Here is a 13,329-nt window from a genome sequence, read left to right as displayed (position 1 = left end):
TCAAAAAATTAGGTTGCTTTTTCCACTTCCTCCACGTCTACGACCTTATAAGTTCTAGTGTCATAGCCTATGAGTAAGCCAATAATTCCGGTCAATACACCGTAAATTGCTAAGGCAATTGTGGTAAGAACTGGATTCAGTGTAACACCTACTAAACCTATGACAACTCCAATTGTGGCAGCTAGCTTAACGAAGGAATAGCCCCACCCTGCTGCCGTACCACGTTCTGAGGCTCCAAAAAACGCACTTATTGATGTCATTCCCTGGCTTGCTGGACCTATTACATGGAAGAAGTAAAACATGAAAGAGAACACTGCGAAGAAAATTAACGGCAAGTTGTAGATGTAAGTTAGTGCGATTAAGCCGACTGATACACCTTCTCCTATTGCACCTATTATATACTGGGACTTTGTCCCTATCCTAGGTGTCAACCAGGCTGTAAGTACTCCTCCTATTACCCCTCCAGCATAGAGAAATGCTGATACGTAAAGTGTTGATAAAGGACCAGCAAATTTTAGGGCTAAAAGAATGTATGGGATATAGAAACCGAAAGTGTAAAATATGAACCCCTGTTCAAAATTACCGTTAAAAGCGTATACCAGTTCCCTCCACTTCTCTTTCCTGTATATCTTAAATACGCTTCGAACTCCTCCTGCTACTGGTCTCAGGACCATATCAACATCTGGTATATTATTTAATTCCACACCGTAAGTCTTTCTTATTATGGCTTTTGCAGTAGCCAACTTACCCTGATAGGCTAACCACAGAACAGACTCAGGTATTTTACTTCTGAAAATGAGTATGACTAGAGCGAATAGTCCACCAATAATCATCAATAACCTCCAGAGACCTGGATCAGTGAGTGATCCTACCACAAAATAATATGGGAATAAAACCAGGAATATGGTGAACAGGTACATCAAATACCATTGTAACTGCCATAGGTTGCTCCAGAACAGCCTTTGCTTTCTCTCCATGTACTCAAATATATATGCGAAACCTGTTGCTGTATCTGCACCTAAAGCGAAGCCCAGTAGGGCCCTAAAGACTATGAACTCATATATGTTAGTCGATAACCCGGCTAGTATAGCCATTCCGACGAAGAGAATCATGTTCAGTGTAAACATGTTCTTTCTCCCTATCTTATCATTCAGCCATCCTCCAAAGATAGCACCTATTAGTGCACCAAGTTGTATTACTCCCAATGAGAATGATAACAGGAGTGTTGGAGTACCAATAAATGTGTTTTGTAATGATTTCACAGCAAAGGTTAAGGAGGCGAAATCAAAAGCGTCGAGCCACAGGGAGGCTAATGCCAAAACTGCAATATACCTTGAGGAAATGTTCTTCTTTGATAAAACGAAATTGTAGATCTCTTTAATTCCATCTTCTATTTTCTGTTGAGAGTGTTTGTCACTCATGCTATTTACTTATGATAAACTTATGTTAAATTAATAAATGTTTACATGTAAATATTAATTTTTTTGACTACAATACTTCTTCCTCCATAATTAGTTTATATTTAAACTATAATGAAATTTAAATATCCATTTGCGTAATAATTCTCTATGAGATACGCAATCGTTACAGGAGGAGGGAGCGGCATAGGGTATACAACCTCAATAAAGTTAGCCTCGTTGGGTTATGGTGTAATAATGGGGGATATTGCCCAAAATATAGAGGAGAAAGCAAAAAGCGTCAGGGAAGCTACGAAAAACGAGAAAGTTATAGGCTTACACCTAGACGTAACAGACTGGGAAAGTTGTAACGCATTCTACAACCAAGCTCTCAGTTATCTAGGTATAGACCACGTAGACATACTCATAAACAACGCCGGAGTACTTAGGGATGCCCTTTTTGTTAAAATGACCAGAGAACAGTGGGACCAAGTGATCAAAGTCCACTTGTACGGAGCATTCAACATGACTAAACAGGTAGTTGAAGGGATGATAAAGTACCAGTGGGGGAGAATAATCAACATGTCCTCAATCAGTTGGAAAGGTAATGTAGGACAGGCAAACTACTCAGCTGCAAAGGCTGGGTTAATAGGGTTCACAAAGACATTGGCAAAGGAGTTAGGTAAGTACAACATAACAGTCAACGCCATCGTCCCAGGGTTTATTGACACACCCATGACTGCCCCATTACCTGACAAGATAAAGAAGATGTTCCTGGAGAGGATCCCTGCAGGTAGGATGGGCAGACCAGAGGAAATATCCAATATCATAGCCTTCCTAGTCTCTGATGAGGCGTCATACATAAGCGGGGCTGAGATTGAAGTGACCGGAGGCTTCTCACAGTGATAGCTAGAGGGGAAAGGTTAGAAGAGTTAGATAACCCTTTTTCAATAGTTAAGGCATTAGAGGAGAGAAGTTCCTCAGACAATGTATCGGTAAGTTATTTTGGAAGGAAGATAAGTTACAGGCAGCTCAACTCAATGGTCAATTCGGTGTCTTCTAGTCTAGACCTGAAAAAGGGGGACGTTGTACTCCTGTCCATGCAGAATATCCCACAGTTTATAATAGCTGAGTTTGCCATATGGAAAAGGGGAGGGATAGTCTTACCAGTAAATCCCTCTTACACAGAGAGGGAGTTGGATTACCTTATTCAGGACTCTGGGGCTAAGCTAATGATAGCCTCATGTGAGTCTATTGGCACAGATAAGATTCCTGTGATCAGGACAAATCCTGAGACCTTTAGTCCAATCTCAAGTGAGTACCGTGAGGCGTGGAAGTTGAAGGACTGCAATGAGGATCTTGAGTTTAAATCAGGTGATAGACAAAGCAATGGACACGAACCTGATGTAAGACCAGATGATATAGCACTATTAGTTTACACCTCTGGGACTACAGGTAAACCTAAAGGTGTACCAATAACCCATTCAAACATCTTTGCCTCCTCTACTATATACAAACACTGGTTCAAGTTTAGTGAGAGGGACAAGAACCTAGCTATTGCCCCCTTCTTTCACATAACAGGTCAGATCTTCGGAATAACCTCCTCTATCCTCTCTGGTTCTGAGATAACCACTTTCTTCAGGTTTAACCCAGACCTGACCCTTAGAGTTATTGAGGAGGAGAAGACTACAGTCACCATGGCAGTTGCTACCGCTTATACATCCATGGTCAATGCATACAGGGGTGTGGAAGATCTATCCTCAATGAGGTTGTGGTCATCAGGGGGTATGGCAATGTCCCGTTCATTAGAGGTGAAGTGGAGAGAAAAGTTGGGTTCGTGGATATACATGGCTTGGGGTTTAACAGAGACCACATCACCTGCAACCCTTTGGCCATATCCTTATGAAGGGGACTTACCACTTGATAGTGAGTACAACGTAGTCAGTTCTGGTATCCCGGTCTATAACACTGAGGTAATGGTCAGCCATGATGGGGAACTCCTGGTAAGGGGACCTCAGGTTGTCTCAGGATACTGGAGGATGGAGAAATTTAAAGACGGTTGGTTGCCAACAGGTGATATTGGGAAAATAGAGAATGGATGGATATATGTTATTGACAGGAAGAAAGACGTGATTAACGCATCAGGCTTTAAGGTCATGCCCAGGGAAGTGGAAGAGGTTTTGTATATGCACCCTGCAGTGGAAGAGGTGGCAGTGGTCTCAATAGTTGACGATTATAGGGGAGAGACTGTTGGAGCCTTCATAAAGCTCAGGGAACAGTTCGTTGAGAATGACGAACTGAAGAAGGATATTATTGACTTCTGCAGACAACACTTAGCTCCATATAAAGTACCTAAAATGGTTAACTTTGTAAAGGAAATACCTAAAACCCCTTCAGGCAAAATTATGAGGAGGGCGTTCAGGAATGAAAATAAGTGAAGTTAAAGTGACCAAGCTCTCCTCAAAGGAGTTCTATGAGAGGGACGCATTAGCTGTTAAGGGGGGAGCTGAGCACTATATGGACGTTGCAGTCGTGAACGTTATAACCAGTAACGGAGAAGTAGGTTATGGAGAGGCTATAGCTTACGGGATATTAGATGTTGTCTCCACTACAGTTGAAAAGATTTTCAGACCATTACTCCTTGGAGAGGAGTCCTCAAACATCACGGCACTTTGGAACAAGATGTACAAGACCACCTTTAGGCTAGGGAGAAGAGGGGTCACTATATCCTCACTCAGCGGTGTCGATATCGCTCTATGGGATTTGTTAGGCAAGGAACTGGGATCTCCGGTTTACAAGCTACTTGGGGGAGAGAAGAGGAGAATAAGGGGATATATAACTGGGGGATATTATAGGCAAGATAAGGATGTGGAGAAGTTATTGGAGGAGGTTAAGGGGTATGTCGAAAAGGGGTTTAGTGCAGTGAAGATCAAGATAGGTGGGTTAAGTGTCCAAGATGACCTGAAGAGGCTTTCCTCCATAAGGGAGAACTTTGGAAACTCACTGAACATTGCTGTAGACGCTAATAACGTGTATGACTTCAACACAGCCCTAAAGGTGGGAAGGGAACTGGAGAAGCTAGGAGTGATGTTCTTCGAGGAGCCAATATCCACTGACTTTCCAGACCTGAGCGGAGAGCTGACTAGGGCGTTAGACATACCAATAGCGGGATATGAAACAGCTTCGACCCTCTTCGAGTACAGAGATCTCATCACTAAGCGTTCAGTTGACATAGTCCAGGTCGACGCGTCGTGGAACGGAGGGATAACCGAAATGGTTAGGATAGGTAACTTGGCTAGGGCGTTTGGGCTACCTGTAGTTCCCCATTACTCTGCAGGGGGGATAAGCTTCGTCGCTAGCTTACATGCAGCGCTTGTAATAGATTCACCAATGATCGAGTACCACCTGAGGTATAACCCCCTGAGGGAGAGCTTAGCAGGAGAGGCTATAAGATTTGAGAACGGTGAGTTCATACCCCCAGATAAGCCTGGTCTGGGTGTAAACTTAAATGAGAAGGTAATAGAGAAGTATAGGGTTGAGTGAAATGATAGTCGGGTTCTCAAGTTCAATACACAAAAAGTATGAAGGATCCACGTTTCAGCTTTTAGCCGAGACTGTGAGCAAAGCCCTAGACATGGCTACTATTGACCTGAAAGACATAGACGGTATATTTTACACTGTCTTACCGGGAGTTTTTGACGGAAAGGCGTCGTTACACTTCTCCTCATTTCAGATACCCTCTTTCTTGGGGATAAAGCCAAAGGTAATAGAGCTTGTGGAGTATGGGGGACCCTCAGCACTGACCATGGTTTACAGGGCAGAGAAGTTAATTGAGGTTGGAGAGATAAACACAGCCTTATGTGTAGTTGGGGGAAAGGCTTCCTTCCTGAGGGAGAACAAGGTTACAGTCGATGCTGTAGACAGGTTCCTGGGGAATGTGCAACTCACCCCTTATGATGACCTGTTCAGAGTTTACCAAGACCTTAACCCTGTAAGTGACTACGCTCTAGTAGCCAAAAGGCATTCAAAGTTGTTCGGAACCAGTGATGAACAGAGAGCTCTAATTGCCGTAATGCAGAGGAAAAATGCCCTAGGTAATGAGAGGGCGATGTACAAGACGCCATTAACTGTCAAGGATGTCCTGGAGTCCAGAGTGGTAAGTGACCCTCTGAGGCTCCTTGAAATAGTCTACCCCGTTGACGGTTTCCACGTGTTTGTTGTGAGTAAGCACCAGAGGAAGTCTGATCTGAGACCTTTGAAGGTCGAGTTTTATGGTGAGTCCCACTGGTCTGAGATGCCCCCAGAACTACCTGATATAGTTTACACCCCTGCAGTGGAGAGCAGTAATGGGGTTAACCTGGAGAGGATTGACGCTTTCCAGCTCTATGACTCATTTACAATCACTGTGATGCTCCAGATGGAGGACATAGGCTTAACTGAGAAGGGGAAGGGAGGGGAGTTTGTGGAGAGGACTGACATCACCTATCAGGGTGAGGTCCCTATAAACACCGGTGGAGGGTCTCTAAATGTAGGTCAGCCTGCTTTCATGAGCGGTGGAGTGATTTTAGAGGAGGCTATACTTCAGCTGAATGACATGGCTACTAACCACCAAGTGAAAGATGCCAACAGGGTACTAATTAATGGCATAGGAGGGTGGAATAGGGGTCACTCTGTAACCATGGTTCTGGGTGAGGGAAATGTTTGAAGAGATAAAGAAGAAATATCAAGAAATGTTTGGAAATGAGAAATTACCATACCTAAAGTGCACTAGGTGTGGTCACTCCTTCTATTATCCCAGAGATTATTGCCCAAAATGTAGGAGTAGGGAGCTTGAGGTGAGGGAGAGTAGGGGAGTTGGATCAGTGTTCTCCATGACAAAGTTTAGAGATAGAGACAACAAAGAAATCTATTACGGTATAGTGGAACTGGAGGAGGGGTTTAGGATGTATGCAAACTTCATTGTACCAGTAGAGATAGGGGATATGGTAAGGGTGAAGTTCCTGGGGAAGGAGTCAAAGGTACCGTTTTTTGAGAAGATATAAGACTGGCCTCCTCCCCGCCTTGAGGGCTAGGCTTTTTTCTCATTCTGTCAGCCTGTGTGATAACTAATTGGAGGCACAGTTTCACCTTTGAGCACAAAATTTCCCACAGCTTAAGTGAAGTGATGGTCTTATCCAATCTCCGTAAAGAAGGGAACGTCTCCTTGAAGGTAAATTTCTAATATCCCTCATGAAACGACTTCAGGGTCCACTGTTCATAGAGAAACGTCGACATAACTTGTTCCTCCCTATCTTCTCTTGTAGTCTTTTCCTTATTTAATCAAGTATTAAATTAGATATGGCGATTTTATACGGTAAAATGAGGAACGAAAAAGGGAAGTGAAAACGATTCAGTTGTGGTGTAAGTTTAAAGTGTGTATGAAAACATGATCAACGTCATGAAATACTTTGAGGAAGCTGTCTAATCTGTCTTATTAACCACGAGCTAGCTGAAGAGAAAAATTTTATATATTACTAGAATTAGTTACTAAACATGGTTGAAGAGACAAAAGTGACTAGGAATTACCAAATAACAATACCAGCTACTATTAGGGAAAAACTTGGCATCAGGGTCGGCGATAAGCTCATACTGTATACCGAGGGTGATAAGATAATACTGGTTAAAAAGAAGGGTGACTTAGCGTCCTTAAACCTAAAGTTAGGTAGGAAGTTTACTGATGAAGAGGTTAATAAAGTAATAGTGGAAGCAGGAGAGGAAGTTGGAGGTAGTGGTTGACACCAATTTCGTCATAGCTGTAATTTTCCAGGACCACATCTTTCATGAACAAGCATTAGAGGACTGGAAAAAGTTAGAGAAAGCCTACTTACCATTTATTAGCCTAGTGGAAATTGCTTACTTCCTGGTGAAGAACGGTATTGAAGTCAAGAGCGTCATGGAGAGTATACTAAGTGACCCTAAAGTGGAAGTAGTTGAGAACACACTTGAGGACTTGTACTTTGCAACAAGAAGTGACCCAAGAAAATACGACGACTTTAATGACTTCCTGATAGTTTCCACCGCGAGGAGATTAGGGCTAAGTGTGTTAACGTTCGATAAAAAGCTAAAAAGTAAAATAAATAGGCATTAAGTAGAGCGACATAGGATGTTGTTTCTTTGTTTAAATCCTTTAGGAGAGGGGTAACAGTTCAATTGTCCTTAGAGGAGTCCCATTACATGTTGGAACCTCTTGAATTCGAACCGCTATAATGCTCTCATACCCTTTAACCTCTCTAGTGTCGTCTCAGAAACGAACCGTAAAATTGAATTCATGGTTAATTTAGTATATTTAGTCCTGTTTTATTAATCCCTCATACGTGCTGAGAGAGCTATTAGCTATCTTTAATTAATTTCAACAGTCTAATAATTTTTTACTCTTAAATAATAAAATATTTAATATCATAAAATAGATATAATCTATATGGTTACCATAAATTGTTAGGTAGAATTTAAATACGGACGTTACGTGTATAACCCTTATATGGATAAGAATGAAGCAAAAGGAGTACCAGAGGAGCCCAAACGTCATTTAAGTTTCACAGACATTGTTTTCCTCTCCATAGGTGGACAGTCACCCTTTTTAAGTATATTGACTTACGGTGTTGTAGCCTTACTATATGCAGGCCTGTTTGGTCCAATAGCCATTATTCTGGGCACACTACTTGTGCTGGTGAACGGGATATCTGTCTATGAACTATCTAAGAGGTTTACAAAGGAGGGAGGGTATTACACTTATGCCTTCTATTCACTTAGCAAAAGGCTAGGATTTGAGACAGGTTGGATGTACATACTTTACTCAACTACTTATGGTGCAGGTTATGTGTTCGGTACTGCCTATGTCCTGTACCACGTGTTGAACATCAACCCCTGGATCGTAACACTGGGTGTAATGTCAGTCTCTGCACTTCTCGGCATACTCGGAATAAAGATAAGCACAAAATACGCTATATTTGCAACTCTGGTTGAGATAATTATGATGACAGCACTGGCAGTTCTCCTGATCCAATCAACTGGCTTCCACCTGTACAACCCCTTCAGTTCAAAGCTGAATTTAAGCCAATTAGCCATAGCAATCCTGTTTGGCTCCAGCATCCCAACAGGTTATGGGTCAATTGCTCCAATATCGGGTGAGACCAAAAACGCCAGGAATGTGATAAGCAAGGCTATTATAACAGTGATCCTGGTAGGTGGACTTTTAGCAGCCTTTGACGTATATGCTATAGGTACATACGTTTCTTACTTTCACCTATCCATGAACAATGTGGACATCTTGACATTAATCAGGGACAGGCTGGGCTTACTCACATTAGTGTTTGTACTATTTGCAGCGATCAACGACGGAATTGTGGGAAGCCTAGCATTTCTGACAGCCACTTCACGAACAGTGTTTGCAATGGCGTCGTCCAACTTCTTACCGAAATTTTTTGCAAAATTTGAAAGTTATAAGGGACCTGTAAGGGCAGTCCTCCTATCTGTTTTGATATACTTTGCCATAATCTCCGTGGGGTTGTACTTCCTGAGGAGTATCTTCACTGCCTTCATACTCATATCCTCTGTAGCGTTGTTTGCCAACCTGTTCGTACACTTGTCTGCTAACTTCTCACTCATTAGGATATCCATAAAGAAAGTACTCAAGAGGAAAATACAGTTAATCATAGGTGTTGCCTCAGCCCTTTACACTGTATACGAGTTAATATACTCCATTGCAGGCTCAGTACCCATAGTAGTATATGTTTTTATGTCATGGATAATCATAGGTTTCTTAGTGGCTGAGATCTACAGTATGATGGAGACTGAGAGTGAATAGTCTCTGGGGAAGGAGAAAAAACGTGCTCCCTCCCTAAACTAGTATGCTAGTAATTTAGTTATATCGTTATATCCTCAACTCTTCTAGGAAGGACAACTCTTAGCCCCTCCCTATATAAATCTTTCTTAGCTCACCTCTAAGACGGAGTTTAATACGCCCTCACCCAATACACTACCATGACAGTTACCAATTTCATACTGAAAAGGAAGTGGTTGATCATAGCCGTCTGGGCAGTTATTTTGATTCTCATTACCCCAGCAGTTATGAACTATACTAAGTACATATCCTACTCTACAGGGCAAAGCTTACCATCTAACAGCGAGTCTGCGATAGTGAACAAGATTTTGAACGGGACTTCATATAACAACGACACCCTAATAGTAGTTGTCAAGGAAAACCCATATACCTCTTACTCAGCAAACCAGTCACTCTCCTTCCAGAACTCAACACTATCTAAGGGTATTCCCTACTTGTCAAGTGTTCAGTCACCGTTCAACGACTACATAAATTTCCTAACGGCTGTGCTTTCAGGTGTTTACCACAACACTACTCTTGCACACCAGTATTCGGTCAAGTACGTTGAACAGAACGGTCTAAAAGGGGCTCCCAGTTTCATCACCTCCAGATACGTTAGCCCTGACAACACCACATTCCTTCTATTTGTGACATTCAACAAGTCATCTGGTTTCATATTACAAAACGGTGAAACTCCCTCTCAACAGGCTTACCCCGTGGTCAAGGACATTGCCCAAAGGTACTTCAGCGATAATGCCTCACTTACAGGTGAGGGAGCTATAGCCTATGAGACCCAACAGATAACCTCCAAGAACGCATTCGCATTTGGCTTAGTGTTCATAATACTCGCCATTGCTGTAGGGATAACGTTAAGGTCTTACAAGGGCTCATTGGTCTCACTCCTGTTCATATCAATAACCACACTTATAGGCTATTTTGCCATATTCCTAGTCGGTGCCCTCGTCACTAACGTGGACTTCGTGGTTAACTATACCCTCACTGCAGTGTTAGTTGGAGTCACTACAGACTACGTGGTCTTCATCCTAGCTAGATTCAGACAGGAGTTAAGGGAGGGGAGGGAGGACAGGGTGGCTCTAGAGATAGCCTCCAGTAAGGGTGGAAGGGCAGTCCTCATAAGTGGGCTGACTGTGGGAATCAGCTTACTGTCATTCTCCTTAGTCCCCAACTTCTTGAGCTGGGGGCTAGTACTTTTCTTAGCTGTTGTGGTATCGACTGCGTTGATCTTAACCCTGTTACCTTCAATACTCTCTATTATCAGGAAGAGAGTTTTCACAAAAGGAGGGTTAAACACAGTGACAACAGAGAACCTTGAGAAATCTTGGTTCTACAGGGTGAGTGACCTCTCGGTAAGGAGAAAATACGTTGTAGCTATAGTAATCTTAGCTTTAGCTGTCCCAGCCTTCATGTTCTTCCTAAACCTTCCCACTACCTATAACTTTAACGCAGGACTACCATCAAGTCTACCCTCAGTTAAGGCTTTGAGCTTCATTGAGGGCAAGTTTGGTGCCAATGAGCTTTACCCGATCATAGTCTTAATGAAAGTTAACAGTAGTAGTAGTTTAAACTCCAACAACACAGCACTAAAGAACCAGATCATCGTAACAGCAAAGGAGATACTCTCAACCCCTGGTATAACAAAGGTATATGGACCATATGTTAATGGGCAGGAGATCACAAACAACACAAACATCTCAGCATTTGTCGTAGATGGTAGTTACTTGTTGTTCACCGCCTACACGAAATATGACCCATTCTCTTCTAACGCAATACATACAGTTAATGCACTGAGAGAGTACCACGATCTCCTAGTTGGAGGTCTAACTTCGTCAGTAATTGACCAGCAAACCGAAACTGCTCAAAACTTCACAGAGTTAGAAGTTCTAATAACACTGTTTGTAGCTTTGATCATAGGCATATCCTTTAAGTCCTGGAAGTTCCCCTTGATCTCCATTTCAGGTGTGTTGATAAGTATAACCTGGGCAACAGGGCTCCTCTACTTGATCTCTAGGTTTGTCTTGAACCAACCCCTTATCTACCTTATACCGGTAATACTCTTCGTTATACTGATGAGTTTAGGAAATGATTACACCGTGTTCATAATATCAAGGGTAGTTGAGGACATAGAAGAACACGGAGAGAAAAGAGGGATTCAGCTCGCCATATCGAGGACAGGAATAGTAGTTACCTCACTGGGTCTAATACTTGCTGCATCATTAGGTGCGCTAGCCTTGATCCCCATCGGGTTCCTTGAACAGTTGGGCATAGCGTTCATAATATCACTTGTGATAGACACGTTTGTGATAAGAACGATCTATTTCCCTGCAATGCTATCAATACTCAAGGTTAAGAGGAAGGGTGAGACAAAGAAGGGAAGGGTGGTGGAGTGAAGCCTTCGTGTGTTTCCATAAACCTTATCCCTACACTGTCATTCATATCGTTTCATTGAAGTCCAAGGTTAAATGTAGGAACTTAGCTCTCACTCACCTACGCGCCTAAAGGGGAAGAGAGTCATGGGATTACAAAATAATGAAAGCCTCGCCCTTTAGGACGGGGATGTAAAAGAATAAATATGGAATGATAAGAGGAATTCTCATCATTTATAGCGGAGAGGAAGTCAGAACAAAAATATCTTCAATTATTTTTAGCATGCCGATATTCAACTAGTTTTATATAGTTATTCATGTAATTTATGGATATTTTGATAAAAAATACTATAAGTCGTTGTAATTAATGTGTGTAATGAAGATATAGTTTGTAATTCTCATATAAAATTTCAAATTTTCCCTAATTGGGGAAAAATTTATAAATGCTTTTTTTAATTAATTTAGGCGGTACTACGATTCCCATAGATATTACACCACTGGACTAACCTATTTTCAGTAATAGCAGGATTAATTGTAGGATTTAGTTTAGGTCTAATAGGCGGTGGAGGATCAATTCTAGCAGTACCTCTTCTATTATATTTCGTAGGGTTAGGATATCTATATCCTAAAGGTACTCCGGAAGCTAATGAGATAGATCACATAGTTATTGGAACTACAGCATTAGCAGTTGGACTTAACGCTTACATTAATTCTTTCATTCACTTTAAAAAAGGAAATGTAAAAGTAAAGGAAGGGATATTATTCACTGCTCCAGGAATTGTTGGTTCGTTTATAGGCGCAAGTATAGGATTGTTAGTTAATGGTTCCTCATTACTATTCTTATTTGGTATACTTATGATAGTGGTGGGAGTAATGATGTGGAGAAGAAAGGAAGGATCAGATGAACCTGAGAATGCGGAAATGAAGAAAGCGAAATCTTCTTGCAAAATAAGATATGAGAGAATTTTGCCTACTGGTTTTGCCGTTGGATTATTATCAGGATTATTTGGAATAGGTGGAGGCTTTCTAATAGTTCCAGGTTTAATATTTAGTGTAGGATTATGCATACTAAGGGCAGTAGGAACGTCATTAATTGCTGTAGGAACATTTGGAGTAGTAAGTGCAATAAGATACACTATGGCTGGAGAAATAAGTCTCTTAATCTCTGTTTTATACTTAATTGGAGGAGTGGCTGGAGGATATTTAGGTACAAAAATGGCAGTATCCATTCCTAAAGACACGCTTAGAAAGATATTCGTAATAATAATAATAATTGTAGCGATTTACCTTATGTATAAGAATTTTGAAGGATTATTCAGAATAGTATGAGATAATTTGTTTTTACTCTTCTACGTCTGTTCTTATCTCTCTTGTTACCTCTAATATGTAAATCTTAATCATCTCTTATTTCCTCTTATATTTACTTGCCTTGAGAATATCTCTTCTCTATCTTTATTGCAATATTTGCTACTTGGACAGCTTCTTCATCAATAATATTAGGAACTTTCTTTCTATCATTAATTTTTTAAACCTTTCATTTCTCACCAAAATGAATTAAACTATTTTTATGTGAAATAACCTTTCTGTAACTATTCTTTGATATTCAGGTACTGTAAACCTATCCCGAGTTAGTATACACCCTAGATGATTGCCCCACCTAGATCCCAGCTTAATTATACAACTATCACTT

Annotated in this window: 11 protein-coding genes; 10 read left to right on the top strand and 1 reads right to left on the bottom strand. The window is 41.3% G+C overall.

The features are described 5' to 3' along the window. Positions 1-8 precede the first annotated feature (8 nt). Positions 9-1,421, bottom strand: a complete 1,413-nt coding sequence (locus SUSAZ_09085; protein ID AHC52057.1) for an MFS transporter — start codon at positions 1,419-1,421, stop codon at positions 9-11. 147 nt (positions 1,422-1,568) lie between these two features. Between SUSAZ_09085 and SUSAZ_09080 the strand changes: the two genes are divergently transcribed. The 10 genes from SUSAZ_09080 to SUSAZ_09035 all read left to right on the top strand — a co-directional run bounded on the left by SUSAZ_09080 (position 1,569) and on the right by SUSAZ_09035 (position 12,968). Further along, positions 1,569-2,303, top strand: coding sequence for a 3-oxoacyl-ACP synthase (locus SUSAZ_09080; protein AHC52056.1), 735 nt, complete (start codon positions 1,569-1,571; stop codon positions 2,301-2,303). After that, complete coding sequence (locus tag SUSAZ_09075; GenBank protein ID AHC52055.1) at positions 2,300-3,835, top strand: AMP-dependent synthetase; 1,536 nt, start codon at positions 2,300-2,302, stop codon at positions 3,833-3,835. Before SUSAZ_09080 ends, SUSAZ_09075 begins: the two co-directional genes overlap by 4 nt. Continuing rightward, the gene (locus SUSAZ_09070) at positions 3,828-4,940 is read left to right on the top strand and encodes a mandelate racemase (protein ID AHC52054.1); all 1,113 of its coding nucleotides are present in this window, start codon (positions 3,828-3,830) and stop codon (positions 4,938-4,940) included. The genes SUSAZ_09075 and SUSAZ_09070 overlap by 8 nt, the downstream gene beginning before the upstream one ends. A gap of 1 nt (position 4,941) precedes the next feature. Then, the gene (locus SUSAZ_09065) at positions 4,942-6,102 is read left to right on the top strand and encodes an acetyl-CoA acetyltransferase (GenBank protein AHC52053.1); all 1,161 of its coding nucleotides are present in this window, start codon (positions 4,942-4,944) and stop codon (positions 6,100-6,102) included. Next, the gene (locus SUSAZ_09060) at positions 6,095-6,439 is read left to right on the top strand and encodes a DNA-binding protein (GenBank protein AHC52052.1); all 345 of its coding nucleotides are present in this window, start codon (positions 6,095-6,097) and stop codon (positions 6,437-6,439) included. Before SUSAZ_09065 ends, SUSAZ_09060 begins: the two co-directional genes overlap by 8 nt. 490 nt (positions 6,440-6,929) lie before the next feature. Next, positions 6,930-7,172: an AbrB family transcriptional regulator gene (locus SUSAZ_09055; GenBank protein AHC52051.1), complete on the top strand. Its 243-nt coding sequence runs from the start codon at positions 6,930-6,932 to the stop codon at positions 7,170-7,172. Continuing rightward, complete coding sequence (locus tag SUSAZ_09050; GenBank protein ID AHC52050.1) at positions 7,156-7,524, top strand: twitching motility protein PilT; 369 nt, start codon at positions 7,156-7,158, stop codon at positions 7,522-7,524. Before SUSAZ_09055 ends, SUSAZ_09050 begins: the two co-directional genes overlap by 17 nt. A gap of 390 nt (positions 7,525-7,914) precedes the next feature. Next, the gene (locus SUSAZ_09045) at positions 7,915-9,240 is read left to right on the top strand and encodes an amino acid permease (GenBank protein AHC52049.1); all 1,326 of its coding nucleotides are present in this window, start codon (positions 7,915-7,917) and stop codon (positions 9,238-9,240) included. A gap of 176 nt (positions 9,241-9,416) precedes the next feature. Further along, a complete protein-coding gene (locus SUSAZ_09040; protein AHC52048.1) occupies positions 9,417-11,663 on the top strand; it encodes a prokaryal membrane protein in 2,247 nt (748 codons plus the stop codon). 786 nt (positions 11,664-12,449) lie between these two features. Then, positions 12,450-12,968, top strand: coding sequence for a permease (locus SUSAZ_09035; GenBank protein ID AHC52047.1), 519 nt, complete (start codon positions 12,450-12,452; stop codon positions 12,966-12,968). Positions 12,969-13,329: the final 361 nt, after the last annotated feature.

This window comes from Sulfolobus acidocaldarius SUSAZ (genome assembly GCA_000508305.1).
GTDB classification, from domain to species: domain Archaea; phylum Thermoproteota; class Thermoprotei_A; order Sulfolobales; family Sulfolobaceae; genus Sulfolobus; species Sulfolobus acidocaldarius_A.
The sequence above is the reverse complement of the archived record's forward strand: the minus strand, read 5'-3'. Positions and strand labels throughout refer to the sequence as shown.

Excerpts from the sequence above, each read along its gene's own strand:
- SUSAZ_09085 (AHC52057.1), bottom strand. The coding sequence starts at position 1,421 with ATGAGTGACAAACACTCTCAACAGAAAATAGAAGATGGAATTAAAGAG.
- SUSAZ_09065 (AHC52053.1), top strand. The coding sequence starts at position 4,942 with ATGATAGTCGGGTTCTCAAGTTCAATACACAAAAAGTATGAAGGATCC.
- SUSAZ_09060 (AHC52052.1), top strand. The coding sequence starts at position 6,095 with ATGTTTGAAGAGATAAAGAAGAAATATCAAGAAATGTTTGGAAATGAG.
- SUSAZ_09040 (AHC52048.1), top strand. The coding sequence starts at position 9,417 with ATGACAGTTACCAATTTCATACTGAAAAGGAAGTGGTTGATCATAGCC.
- SUSAZ_09080 (AHC52056.1), top strand. The coding sequence starts at position 1,569 with ATGAGATACGCAATCGTTACAGGAGGAGGGAGCGGCATAGGGTATACA.
- SUSAZ_09055 (AHC52051.1), top strand. The coding sequence starts at position 6,930 with ATGGTTGAAGAGACAAAAGTGACTAGGAATTACCAAATAACAATACCA.
- SUSAZ_09045 (AHC52049.1), top strand. The coding sequence starts at position 7,915 with ATGGATAAGAATGAAGCAAAAGGAGTACCAGAGGAGCCCAAACGTCAT.